The following is a 16,950-nucleotide window of genomic DNA, read 5'->3' on the forward strand; positions in this document are numbered from 1 at the left end:
ACTATCTCGCCGCCACACTGCGCGCCATCCTCGACGGTCACCCGCAAAGCGGTATCGAAGACCTCATGCCATGGCGCTTCAACCAGCCGTCAAGCCTCGCAGCATAGGGCCGCAACGTCGCGCTTACGCATACCCGCCAGCGACAGCATATCGGCAAGGCCGAAATCCGCACCTACAGCACTGGCACCCGCTCGCTCACCTTTCTGATCAACCTCGCCTTCTGTCTCAAGACGAGGCGTTCGACCCGAGAACGAACAGCCTGTTTGGTTCAGGACAAAGGATGGCATTATTCATGCTTCTATGACGCAAGACCAATCCGCCAATATTGCGAGGCGGGTATGCAATGATGGAATTGCGGACGTTCGCCAGTGAGACGAAGTGCCATCCTCGGTCGCGACGGGGTGGCTTTTGATCAGAGCGTCAGGCTGACGAGTACTTATTGATTTCATCGAAGTAAAGGCGCTCGCTGTCATCCTTAAAGGAAGACTTGCTTTCAGAAAGCGAGGAAAGTTTCTGGAAGATGTGGGAGTAAATGATCTTGTGTACTTCGTTAGGCAGGCTGTTCTCTTCAGGGGAATCCATTTGGACATCACCATCAAGAAACAAGTTTAGCAGTGAAAGCAGTTCGTGCTTGTCAATTTCGTCTATTTTGCGCCACTCATCCGAAGCCGCAACCCAAAAGTAGCCACATCCACCTTCAATCTTTAAGATCTTCATAAGTTGCACCCCGTTCTTCGTACGTTCTCACTCCTGCCTCTAAGTTCCCAAGCAGTATGTTCCTTGTTTGCAGCTCTAATCCGTCCGTAGAGACGAGTTTCTTGCTTGTTGGTGGCCCGGAGAAAATTTGCCATTTAATCTCTGAGCCCTCTGCCTTTCTCTGAGTATAGAGGATGTAATCTGGGCGGATCGAAACGCCTACCGTATTATTGTGGGTAACAACGACAACCGGCATCTTCCTGGACATCTCTTTTATAATTTCATTAACTTCAGCCTTCAGGAAATGGTTGTCAAATGACGACTCTGGCTCATCGATGAGAAGGACATCTGCGGAGCTCGCTCCTTCTATCTTGTCTAGCAAGAAAAATTCCGACCTTTCTCCCCCGGATGCTTCGAGCCCATCCCTGTTGAGGATCTTATACTCAACCTTAACCAAGTATTTGCTGAAATCAGAAGCTGCAACCGGAGATCCAATCTTTCGGAGCTCTTGGAGGTACTCAAAGGGCCTATCGTACTTTTCAAAGGCTGCGCTGAAGCCTTTAGTCGATCTGGACAGGTCCTTAAGTTCACCACTCCTCATAAATGGTCCGACCTGAGCAACAATCTCAAAGCTGCCTTTTTTCTTCCGAAGCGGAGTCTTGGGCTTGCGAGCCGCCTTCACCAGATCTTCGAATCTAGCTACAGCCCTTTTATTCATTGCGACTCTCAGGAGGTCTACGTCCGTCACACTAGGCGCTGACGATTTTCTCTGAAGTTTCGCTTTGATGTCATGAATGGCGGTGTTTACCCAATCTTTTTTTTGGTTAAGCTCTTTATGGTTGCAATAAGCCTTCATCAGCTCAACATATAGTGCCTTGAGTGCAGCCTGTTCAATGTGTTTATCAATTATGGATCGATACTCGACGTTGCTAACAAGTTGCTTTGTCGATGATATGAGGTTCTCCAAGCCTCTCAGGTTTTTCTGTGAAAATGGCTCCTCATTATAAATCTTAGCTTTCGAGAATGCGTCATGCCTACTGGTTTCACGTGCATAAGTCAGCAACGTGGACACATATTGCTCCACGGTGTCTAGATCCAATTGGAGGTTGATTTCAAGCATGTGCGCGACCGCTTCTTGTAGATCGGCCAGATATTCTCTAGAAAAAAGGCTGGTCTTCTCACTAAGGAAATCTTTGAATTTCCGTTCATCTTCCGCTTCATTACGGGCAACAAGATCGAACTGGCGTATATACCTAGTGTTCTCGGCGCCAAACCAATCACATATCCTTTGAAGCGTATAAGACTTACCAGACGACCGATCGCCCAACACTACGTTCAGTCCAGTCGAAAGCTTCTGTCCATCGGGAAAGATCTGGAAGTAACTGTTCCCGCCGGTATTAGATAAAGATACCTTGTCCCTGTTCTTTAAAACTTGTCGCAGCGTGCCGAACGTTAGTTCTTCACAATCAACGTATGTTTGTTTGGTGGGGAGGTCGGAAAGGGTGTCACTAATTCGACAGTCACTGAAGAACACAGGGACGAGCATCTCAGGGTCATTCAGGCAAGTCAAGAATTTTTTAGGGCTACTGACTTCACCGCAGTGAATATGACCTTCCAACTTCCTCAAGCTTTCGGGGCTAATCTTTGGGTCCTTCAGGTAGTGAGGAATGAGGATGTATTGACGAAGGTTCCCAAAAATATCTTCAAATTCCTCATGCCGCAGCGATATTCCATTCGCTTGCCATTTTCGCGCAACCTCGTCGCATCGATCAGAAAATTCGTCCAAATCTCGTCCGTCGGCCAAGACCAACACGTGACATTTTTCAACATCAACTTCTATCCCTGGAAGAACAAGGATATCCAAACTTGACCTGATGCCCTCAAATTGCTCCCTATCAAAAAGGTTGTGGTTTGTTATCGCAATGCAGTCCAATTCAGCATTGCACACATATCGCTTGAGATTGTCTTCACTGAACAGAAAATCTCGATCCTGATTGCTGCTCTTGGTGTGTATGTGTAAATCGACTTTCTTCAAACTTATAACCTCTCATGCCGCACGATTATCTTATCTGGAAGGGAGCACTTTATGAGCCGAAAGCCTTGTCAGTTCTCTTTACCAAATGTGGCTGTGGTCTGGCGCGAAGAAAATTTGGAGAATTATTACATATCGCATAGCATGTCACAAGCGATTGCAAACATGCATCTCCTCAGTCGTCGTCCAAAAATCGAGTGAGCTTCCGCTCTCGCGTATTCAATGGGCGCGAGCTTAGCATCTGGTGCGAATGTACGACCTGACGTGCCGCCACAGCACAATGGTAGTCACGTAACTGGCAGACATGGGTCGGTCTCGGCTGCTCATACGTGTGCTATAGAATCTCGTTTTCGCGGACGATTGTGGCCATCAGAAGTTCTCGATCCTCAGCGCAGCTTTGATTTCCGCGGCCCTTTTCGCTAGAGCAGAATTGGACTGATAGACACTGTGGATAAATCCTTGGGCCCAGTCCAGTAGGTCATTTAGGCGCTCTGGTGTATCTGGGCGGTAGGCCTTGTTGGCGTGGACAATGTTGTTCCTGATAGTTCTTAGTTGCCCGTAGCAATTCTCGAACACGGACTTATCGTTGTCGAACTCGATGTCCACATAGCGATAATCCTCGATGTTACCATCGTAGCGGCCAGGTATCCCGATTGCCTTCAAATCTTCGAACAACTCGACTGGAAGGTCGGGCGGCGCTTCGTGGAAGTGCTTGATTGCCCCTTCGAACGCCATTTCGTTCAATACCAAGCTAATGATTTTGTGTTCGTACTGGTTCATGCTGCCAGACCCCCGCCATGCGCAGAATGATACTCGCGTGTGCTTACGAAGCAAAGTATTGGCGAGGAATACTGCAATGCTCATCTCAGCATTAGGGACGGATGTCTCCTTCGGAGCGCTGCGTTGCAGCGGAAAATTCCCAAATGAAATTCCGCTTTGGCCCGGAGCGACATCTCGCTAGGGGAGACCAGGCGCTTGGCCCTACCGCTTCGAGCCCCAAGCCGACTTTACCCTGAAGTCAGAAGCTTGCCCTTTGGCAGATCGTCCGGATGGTCAACGCGCCCACGTCAATCGGCAACCTCTTTCGGAGAGAGGCCGAAGGCGCGACGGAAAGCCTGACTGAAGGCGCTCTGCGACTCGTAGCCAACCGCGTTCGCGATGTCGGCCACTGTCGCGGTGTCCTGCTTGAGAGCGATCCGCGCCTTTGTCATGCGCCAGGCGCGCAGGTAGGACAGGGGCGGCTGGCCGACCCGGCGAGCGAACTCTGCGGAAAAGGCCGCGCGCGACATGCCGGCGATTCCGGCCAGTTCCGCCACGGTCCACGGGTGCGCGACATCCCCATGCAGGGCGATCAAGGCGCGGCTGAGGCGGGTATCGAGCAGCGCGCCCAGCCAGCCCATGTCCCCGGGCCGAACATGCGCGGCATGTGTGCGGATCGCTTCCACCACTAGGATATCGGCAAGCCGGGAGCTCACGATCCCGCATCCCGGCATGCTCCGCTCGATCTCGCCTGACATGATGGAGAGGAGTGTGGTGATCACACCCGAGGCCGACAAGCTTTGCGGAACGAAAATGAAACCCGGCAGCATGTCGAGAAGAAAGTCAGCATTCGCCCCGGCAAAAGTCACCGTCCCGCCGATCGCGATCGTGTCGTCCCCATGGATGCGCGCAACATCCTTCTCCGGCTCGTCATAGAGACTGCGACCATCCGTCGGCGTCAGCGTCGGATCGCTGGCGATGGCGTAGTCGGTGCGTCCGATGAGGCAGACGTCCCCTGCCTGCATGAGCTGCGGAGGCTGGTCCGGAATTAGCATCCACGACTGCCCCCTCAATAGTGCGACGAACTTGAGTCGGTCGACGCCGGGAAACGACAGTGCCCAGTCTCCTGCCGCTTCGATCCGGGTGCGCCGCGTCACGGCCGCGCCGAGGACATCGAGTACGTCCGAGAGCGGGTCCAGTGCAAGACTGGATGCTTGCGACAATTTCTTAGACTTAGCGGCATCGTTCATCTTGCCCTTCTCTCATATGTCTCTCCCGACAGAAACCAATCCTTTGAAAAGGAGACCCCATGAGTATCGAAGGCAAAGTCGTGGCCATCACGGGTGCGAGCAGTGGAATTGGCCGAGCAACGGCGAAACTGCTTGCCGAGCGCGGCGCTTGCGTCGTGTTGGGTGCCCGACGGGAAAGCCTGCTTCGTACGCTTGAAGAGGAGATCACCGCAGCCGGTGGCATGGCTGCCGTCCGGACCACCGACGTGCGCCAACGCGGCGACGTCGAGGCGCTCGTCGCAACGGCGACCGAACGGTTCGGACGGCTCGACGTCATCGTCAGCAATGCCGGGATCGGCCCGATCTCGCGCTTCGATGCCCTCAGGGTCGAGGAATGGGAGGCGATGATCGACGTGAACCTGCGCGGGGCGCTCTACGGGATAGCGGCCGCATTGCCGGTCTTCCAGCGCCAGAACTCCGGTCACGTAGTGAATGTCATTTCGACGGCCGGCATCGCGATCACGCCGACCATGGGCGTCTACGCCGCTACGAAGAACGCCGTGCGCACTGCGACTGAAGTGCTGAGAAAGGAGGCAGGGCCGAACCTCCGGGTGACTGAAGTCTCTCCGGGCATGATCTCAACCGATTTCGTCGAGGGTATCGCCGACGACCCGACAAAGAAGATGATCGCGGCGCAAGTAGACGAGATCGCGATCGCACCCGAGGCTATAGCGCGTGGAATACTTTTTGCGCTGGAACAACCTTCAGACGTGGACGTCGGCAGTATCGTGATCCGACCTACCGCTCAGGGGTGAATTTGCAGCGCGCCCTACAACCCGGATTAAACGAGGCGTACTGTCATCGGGTGGCTCCTTTCCTCGCAGTCAATGACAACTGCACTTTGGCACGATTGATGCCGGTGGAGCAGGAGCCATCCACCTCATCCGCTCTGGGCCGGCCTTTCCACCATCCCTGTGCTGCACCCGCAAAACGCCGCACCTGCGCGGTGTGGCAAGCAGGGTTCGGAGCCGCCTTGCGGTGGTGCAGCGCGTGGGTCGCTGCCCAAGAGTATCACATCGGGTTGCTCGATAACGGCAGAACAGCCCAAACTGGACGTTCCCGCTTGACGCGACGGCGTGGAAAAGACAGCTCTGAACGACCGATGGTGCCGGCACCGCGAAGTTAGCAGAGCAGCTCAGTAAAGACATTGGTTCTCAGTGAGCGGCTCCAAGTCTTTGGGGAACATCTGAAAAACCTCCCTCTCCCGCCCTGATTTGGTAGAGTTCAGTGACGACGACGAGGGGTCTCAGCCATGCCGAAGCAACCAGCCTTTCCCAGCCTTCGTGCCGCGATGAAGAAGAAGCGAACGCGTCGCGAACAATTCCTGGCGGAGATGGATGCCGTGGTACCGTGGGATCGGTTACTGGCGCTGATCGAGCCGCACTACCCCAAGGCGGGGCCGAAAGGTGGTCGCCCACCGATGCCGCTGGAGACGATGCTGCGGGTCTATTTCCTGCAGAACTGGTATGCGCTGAGCGACCCGATGGCGGAAGAGACGCTCTATGACAGCGAGGCGATGCGCGGCTTTGCCGGGATCGAGCTGGGCGACGATCGGATCCCTGATGAAACCACGATCCTCAATTTCCGCCACCTGCTGGAGCGGCACGGGTTGACCGAGGCGATCTTCGCCGATGTGAACGCGCATCTTGCCGACAGGGGCATCACGCTGCGCTCAGGCACATTGGTCGATGCCACGATCATCGATGCACCGTCCTCGACGAAGAACAAGGCGGGTGCCCGCGATCCCGAAATGTCGTCCACGAAGAAGGGCAATGACTGGTATTTCGGCATGAAGGCGCATGTCGGCGTGGATGCCGACAGCGGTGTGACACATAGCCTGGAAACCTCGACCGCCAAGCTGCATGACAGCCAGGTCTGGGACGAGTTGTTACATGGCGAAGAGAGCTCTGTCTGGGCCGACAAGGCCTATGTCAGCGCCGAGCGCGCCGCGAGGTTCGAGGAACAGGGGAAGGTCTGGGGCGTGATGCGCAAGGCCGCCAGGGGCGGAAAACTGCACCCGACCGATGAACGGATCAATCGGATCATCGCGAAGGTTCGGGCGCGGGTCGAGCATCCATTCCGGGTCATCAAGCGTCAGTTCGGCTATGTGAAGACCCGCTACCGCGGTCTGGCCAAGAACCGGGCCCAGCTCTTCACGCTCTTCGCACTCGGCAACCTGTTCCTGATCCGACGTAAGCTGATGGCATGAGGGCAGGTCTGTCCAGAAATCGGGAAACCGCCACGACGGCGGGCGTCAAACCGCGAAACCCGTCCCTGGAACCGCGTTGCGCCACTGCCAAGCTGGTCACACCGAAATCCTGGCGTAGAAGAACGCGTTGATCAGACGCTCCTTGGATCGGGCGCCCACCGAGGAAGGTGCCAATCAGACCTTCAATTGAACATCAGAAATTGAACAACATGATATTTTGATAGACTCTATGCGTATTGTAATGAGACACTGCGTCAGTGATGGAGGAGTTCGTTGTCAAAAGCTTCATATTTCGTAGATGGAACTCCGCAGAAGCGGATTTTCAGATCTATAATTGCTGACTACAGTCTGCAAACTTCGGTCTGCGAGTTGATTGACAATGCCATTGATCACTGGACAGCGATGGGTCGTAAAGACGGCCTTCACGTTAGATTATTCCTTAATGTTGATCGTCAACTTATCACGGTAAGAGATAACGCTGGCGGTGTTCCCATAAACCAAATCCAATTCTTGATAGCGCCAGGCGCCTCAAGGGACGAAGTCGGTCACCATTTCATCGGAAATTTCGGCGTTGGAGGCAAAAGAGCTGGAATCGCGTTGGGACAACGGGTCGAAGTTTCTACTCGCTATCGCGACCAACAAACATTTCGTTTCACATTCTCGGATGATTGGCTGGCGAAGGACACATGGGAGATTGAGGTCGAACCAGTATCTGAGATAGGCGAGGGAACGACAAACGTAGCTATCTCTAGCCTGAGACAAGGTTTTTCATATCAAGAGGTGGATGTTCTAAAGAGACGGCTTGCCGAGATATATGCTATGTTTGTAGGGCATGACTGTCAGATCTCGGTCAACGGAGACCCTGTGGGGAAAACAGAATTCGGGCTATGGGCATTCCCACCTGACCATAAGCCGAAAACTTCTCAGTTCAGCATTCGCCCCAGCGATAATGAGGTGGTTGAAGTAACCATCACCGGGGGGCTCATCCGTGACCGAGATCCGGTAGAGGAAAACTACGGCGTATACATATATTGTAACAACCGTTTGATTGTTGCTCACGAAAAAGCACTCGAAGTCGGCTTCTACAAAGGGGAAGCTGGTGTGCCGCATCCAGATGCATCGCTGGCACGAGTTATTGTCGAGTTGACCGGTCCACCTGAGTTGATGCCGTGGATATCTAACAAGAGTGGAATCAACTGGAGTCACCCGACATTTCTAGAAGTTCGGCAAAGGGTGGTTGCGCTGACCAGTCATTTTGTAAAAATTTCTAGGCGTTTGAAAAATGTGCGTGAAGAACAAGTTTTTGCCTATCAATCAGGGGACGTTGAATCAATAAATTTAGATGGTGATGGAACTGGAAAGCGAGTTGTGGATTTGCCTCTTCCCAGAGGAAGAAAAAAAGCATATCCGGATCTGATTCTTGAAAATAATTACGACGTGACTATGGCACAGCCATGGACGTTGGGATTGGTCGAAGCGATGGGTGTCGCCGACTCTGTGTCACGAAAGAGGTTACAGACGAAGAATCGGATTTCCTTGATCATACTCGACAGCAATTTAGAGATTGCACTCAAAGAGTTTATCGTGCACCGTGCCGACCTTTTTAGGCCCGACAAGTTCAATGACTCGAAAATCGCAGATCTTTTCAAACGGAGGCATGAAGTAATAAATACTGTGAAGCCTCATCTTTCGACTGAAGAACCGGTTTGGGACAAGGTCCGACATTACTATGATCGCCGAAATAAACTTGTTCACGAACGTGCAACACTTCAAATTACAGACGTAGAACTTGCTGACTATCGTGAGGTAGTTGAAAGAATTTTGAGTGAGCTTTTTGATTTGAATTTTTGAGTTGCAACCGCTTCTCTGAAGCAAAAAAGCATCTATTATCACTTTCTCATTAGGCGTTGCAAATGACAATCTGTGGTACGCGCGACGAACTGCAGAAGCCACTTCTGAACGGATATCATGTCTGGTCAAGCGCATCAACTCCAGTAGAATGAGTGTCATAGAAACTTTTTTCTGGTCTAAAAGGTTAGTCAGCATGCGTTATCAGACAGAAGAATATCCCGTGATTGCAGGCGTAAAGAAGAGCATCGCTTGGGTCGATCGCTTAGCATGGGTCGCGTTAATATTCACCGCATCATCTGCATTAACCAGTATCTCTGGTCGAGATGAAATTGCGCTTATCGGAATTCATTTTCCCGTTGCAGGATCAGTTATCGGTATGGTGGCGATCACCGCAACTCATTTCTTCATCTCGCGACATATCATTCGATCTTGCGCTGACGCGTGGAAAAACCTTAGTACAAACAAGAGAATCGCCCTTTTCGACGACATTGTCAGAACCGGAGGGTTGATGACGAAGGGCGCGGACCGGTATCGAGGAGCCATCACCGAATCGAAATACAGTCTTGAACTGAAAACAGATATAGCTGACCCACCAACATGGATTCATTTGGCGTTGGTGCTCTTTACCCTTCTCTCAATAGTCAATATTGAATGGAGTTTATTGGCATTATTTCAGTTGTGCATTGCAGTAGCGATATTGCTGATAAATTGGAGTATTGGTGAAAACTGGTTATTGTGTTTTGGTGATTTAGGTTCTTCAAGAAGTAAGAGTCTTTTCTTTATAGATGGAACAGCAAGGCCGAGAGCGATAAGCCACATGAGCGGCCTCATAATCTCTGAAAATATCAGCTTCAGGAGCTTCATTATTGGAAATATCTTTGAGTCTGTATTAGCTTCATTAATCCTTTGGGTGCTTCTTCTAATCCCATTCTTTTTGGTCTCCGGGATCATTCTGATGGCGAAGAGCTTCTTTGGGTTATGATTCTGCATCTCAGGCACGAATTAACCCTGCCTTACTTATTCGCGCTTGTTTTTATCTCCCTTCCAAGATGATTCAAATGCTTTTCTTTTGTTGGAAGGTTGTCCTGACAAACGCACAAAGCGACAGGCATCTTTCGTACTCAACACTCAACGTGCGGACTTTGCAAAGACCGGTTCCTGCGCTTCGCCGACCTCGGTGCAGATCGCAGCATCAATCGTGGCTAACACAGCCCCATGAATGCCCGCTTTATGGGAAAGGTGGGATTCGCTGTGCGCAGCCGCAGCATCGTGAATGCTGCGCGATGTACGAATGTCGGGCTGCGACCGGCCTTCTGCACCTGCGGAACAAGCTGCCCACAGCAGCTCGAGCTCTTTACGACATCGACCGGATATCCGGCATCGAAATGCCGATGGGGATATAATCCATGTGTGTCCAAGACAAGCCGGTAGCAGAAGATTCACTAAACAGGCCGGTTTCGAGATGAGGATACTCCGGTTACCGGCGGTCAGTGCTTTTCTCCTGTGACATGAGCTGTGCCATGACGTCACCGGAGATCGCATCCGCTGCATAGCCGAATGTGCCGGAGGATTTCACCTCCTCTGCAGCCCGCTTCAGCGCACCAAATGCGGCTCGCGCGAAGGAGCCACCGACGCTGATCCGGCGCACTCCGGCCCCGGACAGTTCGGCAACCGAGTAATTCTTGCCCCTGAGCCCCATGACGACATTGACCGGCTTGTCCACTGCTCGGCACACGGTCCTGATTGCCTCGATATAGGGAAGCCCGGGCGCGTACACGACATCGGCCCCCGCCTCGCAGAAAGCCTGAAGCCGGGCAATCGTGTCGTTCAAATCCGGCCTTCCCCAGAGATAATTCTCTGCCCTCGCGGTCAACAGGAAGGGTAAATCGCGCGTGGCTTCCGCTGCGGCCCGGATACGTTCGACCGCGTGGGATAACTCGTATATCGGAGCATCAGCATCACCTGTGGCGTCCTCGATCGATCCGCCAACCAGCCCGATCGCGGAGGCCATGCGGATGGTTTCGGCACAGGTTTCCGGATCGGCACCGAAACCGTCTTCGAGATCAGCGGAGACCGGGAGCTCCGTCGCTCCGGCGATTTCCGCGGCATTGTCGAGGACCTCGCGTCTGGAAAGACCTGCAAAAGAATCCCGCTTGCCTTTCGAGAAGGCATATCCAGCACTCGTGGTCGCCAGCGCCGCGAATCCCAGACTGGTGAGGAGACGCGCCGAGCCGGCATCCCAGGGATTGGGCATGACAAAGGCATGATCCTGTTCATGAAGGGCTTTGAACTGCCTGAACCTGGCCTGCTGAACTGACATGGTTTTCTCCGTAGAAAGATTTCGAGCAGCATATACCGACAAGAACATATCGGGAACACATATTTGCCATGAACATGATCATGCTATTCGCGGATATTACGCTCTCCTTATGGCACCCATGGTTACAAGCGCAAGGACGTGGCCCAGGCCTTGCGCGCCTTCGGCGACCTGCCGAGCGTCACCATCGAAGAAGCGGCGATCGTCGCCGTAGTGCCGGAGCCGACGGAGCGCGGCATGGATTTCGCCGATGCGCTGCATTTGGGGAAATCCGCGCATTGCGCGGGTTCCCTGAGTTTCGACCGGAAATTCGTGAAGGCGGCGCAGGCTGCCGGATATTGCAAGGCGCGGCTGCCACGACCATCAGCCGGATTGACGCTGCCGCATTGACGGCAGCGTCTGTTGGTTTGGCGCCGCTCACGCGGCATCCTGTCCAGATCTGTCGCGTTCGCCGACCGTCTGGTTGATGAAATCCACGGCTTTCTGCGCTTCGGCCGCGGCCTTGAAGATCATCTCCCTGTCGGCTTTCATGGCTTCCAACCAACCTTCAACATAGGCGGCACTCTGATCGAATTGCGGCTCCACCCCCAACTGCACGGCAAGGAAACAGGCGCCGATCTCGGCGACCAACTCGTCGAAGGCATATTCCTTGCGGCTGGCATGGGTCCTCTGCGTGGCCAGCCGGGCCGGCCCGCAAGCCCAATGGGTCAACTCATGCGCCAGCGTGCCGTAATATCCGGCCGCATTGTAGAAACTCGCGATCGGCGGCATGTGGATGTGATCCTTCACCGGATGGTAATAGGCGCGTGGCTCTTCCGAGGTGATGATCTCGGCCCCGGTCCGGGCAAAAAACGCCTCCAGCTCCGGATCGGCCTGGGTGCCGAGATCACGGGGCGGCTCGGGACGGATGTAATACTCCTCCGGCAGACCATCGATCTGATCGGCATTGAAGACATTGTTGACCTTGGCGAAGCGGATCCGACGTTTGTGTTCTTCGCCCTCTGCCTCCTCGTCCTCCCGCTCGATCGCACCATAGAAGACCGATTTCGCGGCCTTCTCACCCTTGCGGACCGATCCGCCCAGCTCGACCGCCTGCTTGAAGGTCATCCAGCGGGCCGAGTTGTATCCCCGCTGATGGGCGGTGGCCCAGAGCATCAGGATATTGATGCCGTTATAGGTCTCGCCATTATGGCGCAGTGGAAAGCTGGCGCCGCTCAGATCCCCGGTCCAGGGCTTGCGCCATGGCGGCGTGCCAGCCTCGATCTGGGCGATGATGGTGTCGGTGACATGCTGCCTGATATCGAAATTCCGGGTCATCGGATGTCCTTTCCCTTCCCTTGCGACACACGACCGGGACCTTCTGCCCCTGTCCGCAGTGGCGGGGCCTCGCGTGATCTGTCAGATGAAATGCGCCCCATGCATTTCGGCTGGACGGAGCAGGTGAGGGCGCCAGCCCGGCCTGCGGGCCGGACCGGGCTGGTCAACGCCCACATTCACGCCGGGAATGTCTGCCGCGAAAACCGCCGCCGATTTGCCGCGCGAGGAATGCCCGCCGGGCAGGGGAAATCGGTGCCGGTTTTCGGGGATGGGCAAGGTTGACCCGACCGGGACGGTCTGTCAGGCGGACACTATCAAACAGAAAGCTGTCGGGCGGGAGGTGAGCGCGGAGCGCGCGCCTGCGCGGGCTCCGCGTCGATCCTCCGGCACGGCTATGGTTTTACCGTGATCCCGGCCAAGGCCGGGATTTCCGCAGAATCGAGGGCGCTTTGCGCCTCCCTGTCACGCCAAACTTGTCGTGGCGGGAACGGCAGGCTGACTGACCTACGGGGACAAGCCGGTTTCCGCTGCACAGCTTTGGCAACGCATCCATCGCGCGCCGGGGCAGCAAGCACTCTCAAGCGGACCGCACCAACAACCTCTGCCATGTCTCGTCGCGTCAATCACAGCGAAGGGGTGGTCTGACTGCAGCGAGGCAAAACAAGCCCGCTGCCGCCTGGTTTCCATCTGTCAATCACCAGATCCAGTGATGGTGCATGAGGTCACAAACCACTCAGTCTTTGCGAAAAATGAGGGAGTGAATATGTTGTCTGTTCAAATTGCTGTTCTGCGTCGACCAGTGGCAACAAACCACTGGGACGTATACTCACGGCGATAGCCCGGATGGCTCATGCCTTCCGCAGAATCGTCTCCATCGCCTTTCCTCTAGCCAATTCGTCGATCAACTTGTCCAGATAGCGGATTTCCCGCATGGTCGGCTCTTTGATATCCTCCACTCGAACGCCGCAAACCACGCCCCTGATCAAGCCTCGTGCCGGGTTCAGATGAGGCGCGTCGGCGAAAAAGGTCTCGAAATCCATCTGGTCTTCCAGCCGGGCCGCCAGTACCTCCTGACTGTAGCCCGTCAGCCAGAGAATGATTTCATCAACCTCGTTCCTGGTCCGACCCTTTTTCTCCGCCTTCGCCACGTAATGCGGATAAACGCTGGCGAAGCTCGTCGTGAAAATCCTGTGCTTTGCCATCCTGCCTCCTGATCCCGGATATCATGACCGAGGGAACCTGACGGCCCGCCGGTTCGTCAACAGGATTTCCGCGCTCCGGCGTCTATACGGCACTCCTGCGGCGGGAATGGATGCACTCTACGCGACGAGGGCAGCAAGATTGGCCAGCGTCGATTGCATGGCAGCCTCATGTTCCGCAATGACGGTTACCTTTATACCGTTCAAAACCGCCTCCGGGCTCCATCTCATGATCATGGTCCCGGAGAAGACCGGATCATCCCGGCAGTTGATTATGCTCCAGCGTCTCGTCATCGCCATCCGATCTCATCGCATCGGCGATCAGATGCTCCACTGTTTCATTGAAATAGGCGGTCAGCTCCCGGTGCAACATGCGGAACTCCCCGGCGACCGTTCGCTCGAAGCGTGATTGCCGGACGCGAACCATGACCGTGGTGCGGCGTTGCCGGGGATAACGGTAGGGGTGGATGCCGTGCTTGCGGCAAAGCGCGACGAAGATCCGAACCGACCAGACATCCGGCAGGGAATATTGCATCTCGGTCTCAGGCTCGTCATCGGCCTCCAACTCGAAGGCGAGCTTTGCCTGGAGACGATCGCGTGCCGCCCCGGCCGCCGCCCGTTCACCCGCGGTCGCCCCCCGCGCGAACAGCGCCTCAAGCTTCGCCAGCTTCTCGCGTATCTCCTTGTCCCCGGCCATGAATGCATCTCCGTTTTACCGGCCCCATCAACGCGACATGGCAGGCCGGGTCAAGCGGGACCGGCCCGAACGGCCTAGGCAGCGAGCGATCCCCAGGCCTTTATTCCCACAATCCCCTGTGCCACGCTCCTGACGTGGGGCAACAGAGGAGAGGTCATGGCGCGCAAGACGTCACGGAAATGGGCGTTCAAGCCCGGCATGCGCGCAGGTACCTTCGGTTGGCGCGGCTCGGCGAAAGCCATCCAGCACCTGAAATCGGCCGGTACCGAGATCCGGGCGGTGAACCGCGCCGATCCGGAGGCCGCGGCAGAGGGCGTGGTCGCACTGGCCGAACGGATCTGGCCCGCCTTCGCGCATATCGACACCTCCTCCGGAGCCCTGGGCACGGCAGTGAACAGAACCCTCGAAGGACTGCTACCGGTTCTGATCGACGCCCCTGCCGATGAAGCGACGCGGGTGAAATGGCTGGAGCGGTTGCGCATCGCAATCCAGAACGACGGGGTGGATTACCTTGCTCCGCTCTCGGATCGGTTCGGTGAGATTGCTGTCTTTCCAGCACTGATGAACGAGCATGCGGATCGCGATCTCGCCCTGATCGAGGCGGCCTGGTCGGACCACGCGCGATTTTCCCATGTCCCGACAGCCACGCTGACATTGTCCTGTCTGCTCGAGGCCGGACGATATCACGAGTTGCTGGCATTGCTGGCGGTAAAGAAAACCCGGCTCTGGTTCGATGAAAAATTCGCCGCCGAGGCGTTGCTGCGCCAGGGACAGGAAGACGTGGCCCTTGCCCGGGCCGCGCAATTGCTGGACAACGACCCGCAAGGCTGGGGCCGCCACGACATCGCCCTGTTCTGCGAAGCGATCCTGCGACGACAGGCCAGGAAGGACGAGGCCTATCGGCGTTTCGGCCTGCCCAACGCGGCCGGCGCCACATGGTTGGCCATGTGGCGCGATTTAGTGAAACGTTATCCCGAGTGTGATGGCCGCGCGATTCTGGAAGACCTGATCGCCCTGCATGGACGCAAGGGCAAATGGTTCGCGGCCGCCAAGACCGCAGGATATCTCGACATCGCGCTTGACTGCGCACGAGATTCGGAGGCCGCCCCGGCAACCCTGATCCGCGCCGCGAGAGATTTTGAGGCTCGAGATCCTGCCTTCGCGGTCCAGGTAGCCCTGCAGGCCATCATGCATTTGCTTGCTGGCTGCGGGTACGACACCAGCCCGGCCGATCTCGACGAGGCGGTGGAGCACCTCATGGAGGCATGCGCCCGGCTGGGCAAGACAGCCTGGGCCATCGATGAGTTGCGCCGGATGATGACTGAGCGAGACGGTCAGGATGATCCGATGATCAGGCGGCTCCGGGTGAGGTTGGCGATGATCGATGCAGGAAAAGGGAGTGAGTAGGTCGGCAAAGGCAGGGGTGATCTGGGCGGCCCACACCGAACTTTGGGGACGAGTGTGAGATCTGCCATTGATCAGCGTTCCTGTTGCTGCGGTGCGGCTATCGCATTTTCGCCATTCGTGTGTCGAGGTCGATATCAGGCGGCCATCCCCAGAACCTTACTCGGGAAACATGGATTCGACCGGAGATCAGCTCTGTGGATCCCACCTATGCGCATTCCGTTTCAGGGATCCGGTCAAGAACTCGGAGAGAATGCGCACTTTACGCGCAGGGTGCGGGCTCGGTGGCCGCACGACGTAGACCCCACCCACAGGTAACGGGTAGAGGGTCATGACTGGAACAAGCGCCCCGGAAGCAAGATATTCATGGATAGTACAATCCGGGAGCCAGGCAATACCAAGTCCAGCCGCAGCTGCGTGGGCTAACGCCATTCCGTTATCGGCTTTGAAGCGGCCGTGCGGCTGCACGGTGATAACCTTCTCTCCATCCACGAACCGCCATGTTTCGGCACCGACCAAGGCCTGGTGGTTGACAAGCTCGTCTGGCGTCTCCGGTGAACCATGTACAGCGATGTAGTCAGGGCTGGCCACAAGCTTGCCGTAGATCTGGCCGACGCGTTTTGCCATCAGGTTCGAGGCACGAAGCATACCGACGCGGATCGCGCAATCGAAGCCTTCCGCAATCAGATCGACGAAGCGATCACTATAGACCGCATCTATCTGAAGCTGCGGGTGGTGTTGCGCCATCTCCGTAAGCGCGGGGGCGAAGTGTATCGGGCCGGAGGTTAGCGGGACTGCTACTCGCAAGCGCCCACAAAGTTCACCGGCGGGTAGAATCGTTTCCTTGGCCGCGTCGATCTCGGCACAGGCCGCCGCTGCATGAACTCGAAATGCTTCACCAGCTTCTGTAAGAGCGGCTCCACGTGTAGATCGTGCAAGCAGCTGGATACCAAGTTCCGCTTCGACCCGAAAGAGTCGCCGGCTGACGATCGACTTCGAGAGTCCAAGTCGCCGCGCGGCTGCTGAAATGCCCCCTGAATCGGCAACTTCCACGAATGTCTGCAGATCTTCCAGGTTCATTTCAGTTGTTCCCCGTAGCGCGAAACCGATTAGAGCAAAAGAGGAGCACTGCAGAGAAGAGCGACGATCTCCGCGCCAAGGCATCGCCGCACCCTGCCGA

The 16,950-nt window shown here is 55.7% G+C and carries 15 protein-coding genes; 6 read left to right on the forward strand and 9 right to left on the reverse strand.

The genetic code is table 11. The annotated features are described in order from the left end of the window. Positions 1 to 420 precede the first annotated feature (420 nt). The 4 genes from D3P04_RS21805 to D3P04_RS21820 all read right to left on the reverse strand — a co-directional run bounded on the left by D3P04_RS21805 (position 421) and on the right by D3P04_RS21820 (position 4,737). Entirely contained in the window at positions 421 to 717 is a 297-nt protein-coding gene (locus D3P04_RS21805; RefSeq protein ID WP_119751994.1) for a hypothetical protein, read from the reverse strand. Continuing rightward, positions 698 to 2,731 carry a PHP domain-containing protein gene (locus D3P04_RS21810; RefSeq protein WP_119751995.1) on the reverse strand — a complete coding sequence of 678 codons (2,034 nt, stop codon included), beginning with the start codon at positions 2,729 to 2,731 and terminating at the stop codon, positions 698 to 700. Before D3P04_RS21810 ends, D3P04_RS21805 begins: the two co-directional genes overlap by 20 nt. A gap of 366 nt (positions 2,732 to 3,097) precedes the next feature. After that, positions 3,098 to 3,508 carry a hypothetical protein gene (locus D3P04_RS21815; RefSeq protein ID WP_147391975.1) on the reverse strand — a complete coding sequence of 137 codons (411 nt, stop codon included), beginning with the start codon at positions 3,506 to 3,508 and terminating at the stop codon, positions 3,098 to 3,100. Between the two features lie 287 nt (positions 3,509 to 3,795). Next, a complete protein-coding gene (locus tag D3P04_RS21820) occupies positions 3,796 to 4,737 on the reverse strand; it encodes an AraC family transcriptional regulator (RefSeq protein WP_182912966.1) in 942 nt (313 codons plus the stop codon). 59 nt (positions 4,738 to 4,796) lie between these two features. Here D3P04_RS21820 and D3P04_RS21825 point away from each other — a divergent pair, with 59 nt between their 5' ends. The 4 genes from D3P04_RS21825 (at position 4,797) to D3P04_RS21840 (ending at position 9,818) form a co-directional block, all read left to right on the forward strand. After that, positions 4,797 to 5,531, forward strand: a complete 735-nt coding sequence (locus D3P04_RS21825; RefSeq protein WP_119751997.1) for an SDR family oxidoreductase — start codon at positions 4,797 to 4,799, stop codon at positions 5,529 to 5,531. A gap of 497 nt (positions 5,532 to 6,028) precedes the next feature. Further along, positions 6,029 to 6,985 carry an IS5 family transposase gene (locus D3P04_RS21830; protein ID WP_119751998.1) on the forward strand — a complete coding sequence of 319 codons (957 nt, stop codon included), beginning with the start codon at positions 6,029 to 6,031 and terminating at the stop codon, positions 6,983 to 6,985. A 273-nt stretch (positions 6,986 to 7,258) separates the two neighbouring features. Beyond that, positions 7,259 to 8,836 carry an ATP-binding protein gene (locus D3P04_RS21835; protein WP_119751999.1) on the forward strand — a complete coding sequence of 526 codons (1,578 nt, stop codon included), beginning with the start codon at positions 7,259 to 7,261 and terminating at the stop codon, positions 8,834 to 8,836. A gap of 193 nt (positions 8,837 to 9,029) precedes the next feature. Then, positions 9,030 to 9,818, forward strand: coding sequence for a hypothetical protein (locus tag D3P04_RS21840; RefSeq protein WP_147391976.1), 789 nt, complete (start codon positions 9,030 to 9,032; stop codon positions 9,816 to 9,818). A 495-nt stretch (positions 9,819 to 10,313) separates the two neighbouring features. Here the strand turns inward: D3P04_RS21840 and D3P04_RS21845 are convergent, their stop codons facing one another. Continuing rightward, the gene (locus D3P04_RS21845) at positions 10,314 to 11,156 is read right to left on the reverse strand and encodes an isocitrate lyase/PEP mutase family protein (RefSeq protein ID WP_119752001.1); all 843 of its coding nucleotides are present in this window, start codon (positions 11,154 to 11,156) and stop codon (positions 10,314 to 10,316) included. Positions 11,157 to 11,294: 138 nt separating this feature from the next. Here D3P04_RS21845 and D3P04_RS21850 point away from each other — a divergent pair, with 138 nt between their 5' ends. Then, positions 11,295 to 11,543, forward strand: a complete 249-nt coding sequence (locus D3P04_RS21850) for a PIN domain-containing protein (protein WP_119752002.1) — start codon at positions 11,295 to 11,297, stop codon at positions 11,541 to 11,543. A 27-nt stretch (positions 11,544 to 11,570) separates the two neighbouring features. On the opposite strand, the gene D3P04_RS21855 is transcribed toward D3P04_RS21850, so the two are convergent. The 3 genes from D3P04_RS21855 to D3P04_RS21870 form a co-directional block, all read right to left on the reverse strand. Beyond that, positions 11,571 to 12,470, reverse strand: coding sequence for an ArdC family protein (locus tag D3P04_RS21855; RefSeq protein WP_119752003.1), 900 nt, complete (start codon positions 12,468 to 12,470; stop codon positions 11,571 to 11,573). 848 nt (positions 12,471 to 13,318) lie between these two features. Beyond that, entirely contained in the window at positions 13,319 to 13,672 is a 354-nt protein-coding gene (locus D3P04_RS21865) for a DUF2200 domain-containing protein (RefSeq protein WP_119752005.1), read from the reverse strand. A gap of 253 nt (positions 13,673 to 13,925) precedes the next feature. Beyond that, on the reverse strand, positions 13,926 to 14,366 hold the full coding sequence (locus D3P04_RS21870; protein WP_119752006.1) for a hypothetical protein: 441 nt from the start codon (positions 14,364 to 14,366) through the stop codon (positions 13,926 to 13,928). A gap of 156 nt (positions 14,367 to 14,522) precedes the next feature. Between D3P04_RS21870 and D3P04_RS21875 the strand changes: the two genes are divergently transcribed. After that, positions 14,523 to 15,773, forward strand: coding sequence for a hypothetical protein (locus tag D3P04_RS21875; protein ID WP_119752007.1), 1,251 nt, complete (start codon positions 14,523 to 14,525; stop codon positions 15,771 to 15,773). Between the two features lie 186 nt (positions 15,774 to 15,959). Here D3P04_RS21875 and D3P04_RS21880 read toward each other — a convergent pair whose 3' ends face one another. After that, positions 15,960 to 16,850 carry a LysR family transcriptional regulator gene (locus tag D3P04_RS21880; RefSeq protein ID WP_119752008.1) on the reverse strand — a complete coding sequence of 297 codons (891 nt, stop codon included), beginning with the start codon at positions 16,848 to 16,850 and terminating at the stop codon, positions 15,960 to 15,962. Positions 16,851 to 16,950: the final 100 nt, after the last annotated feature.

This window comes from Paracoccus onubensis (assembly GCF_003591515.1).
In the GTDB taxonomy this organism is placed as follows: Bacteria; Pseudomonadota; Alphaproteobacteria; order Rhodobacterales; family Rhodobacteraceae; genus Paracoccus; species Paracoccus onubensis.

Excerpts from the sequence above, each read along its gene's own strand:
- D3P04_RS21805 (WP_119751994.1), bottom strand. The coding sequence starts at position 717 with ATGAAGATCTTAAAGATTGAAGGTGGATGTGGCTACTTTTGGGTTGCG.
- D3P04_RS21815 (WP_147391975.1), bottom strand. The coding sequence starts at position 3,508 with ATGAACCAGTACGAACACAAAATCATTAGCTTGGTATTGAACGAAATG.
- D3P04_RS21820 (WP_182912966.1), bottom strand. The coding sequence starts at position 4,737 with ATGAACGATGCCGCTAAGTCTAAGAAATTGTCGCAAGCATCCAGTCTT.
- D3P04_RS21825 (WP_119751997.1), top strand. The coding sequence starts at position 4,797 with ATGAGTATCGAAGGCAAAGTCGTGGCCATCACGGGTGCGAGCAGTGGA.
- D3P04_RS21830 (WP_119751998.1), top strand. The coding sequence starts at position 6,029 with ATGCCGAAGCAACCAGCCTTTCCCAGCCTTCGTGCCGCGATGAAGAAG.
- D3P04_RS21840 (WP_147391976.1), top strand. The coding sequence starts at position 9,030 with ATGCGTTATCAGACAGAAGAATATCCCGTGATTGCAGGCGTAAAGAAG.
- D3P04_RS21845 (WP_119752001.1), bottom strand. The coding sequence starts at position 11,156 with ATGTCAGTTCAGCAGGCCAGGTTCAGGCAGTTCAAAGCCCTTCATGAA.
- D3P04_RS21855 (WP_119752003.1), bottom strand. The coding sequence starts at position 12,470 with ATGACCCGGAATTTCGATATCAGGCAGCATGTCACCGACACCATCATC.
- D3P04_RS21865 (WP_119752005.1), bottom strand. The coding sequence starts at position 13,672 with ATGGCAAAGCACAGGATTTTCACGACGAGCTTCGCCAGCGTTTATCCG.
- D3P04_RS21870 (WP_119752006.1), bottom strand. The coding sequence starts at position 14,366 with ATGGCCGGGGACAAGGAGATACGCGAGAAGCTGGCGAAGCTTGAGGCG.
- D3P04_RS21875 (WP_119752007.1), top strand. The coding sequence starts at position 14,523 with ATGGCGCGCAAGACGTCACGGAAATGGGCGTTCAAGCCCGGCATGCGC.
- D3P04_RS21880 (WP_119752008.1), bottom strand. The coding sequence starts at position 16,850 with ATGAACCTGGAAGATCTGCAGACATTCGTGGAAGTTGCCGATTCAGGG.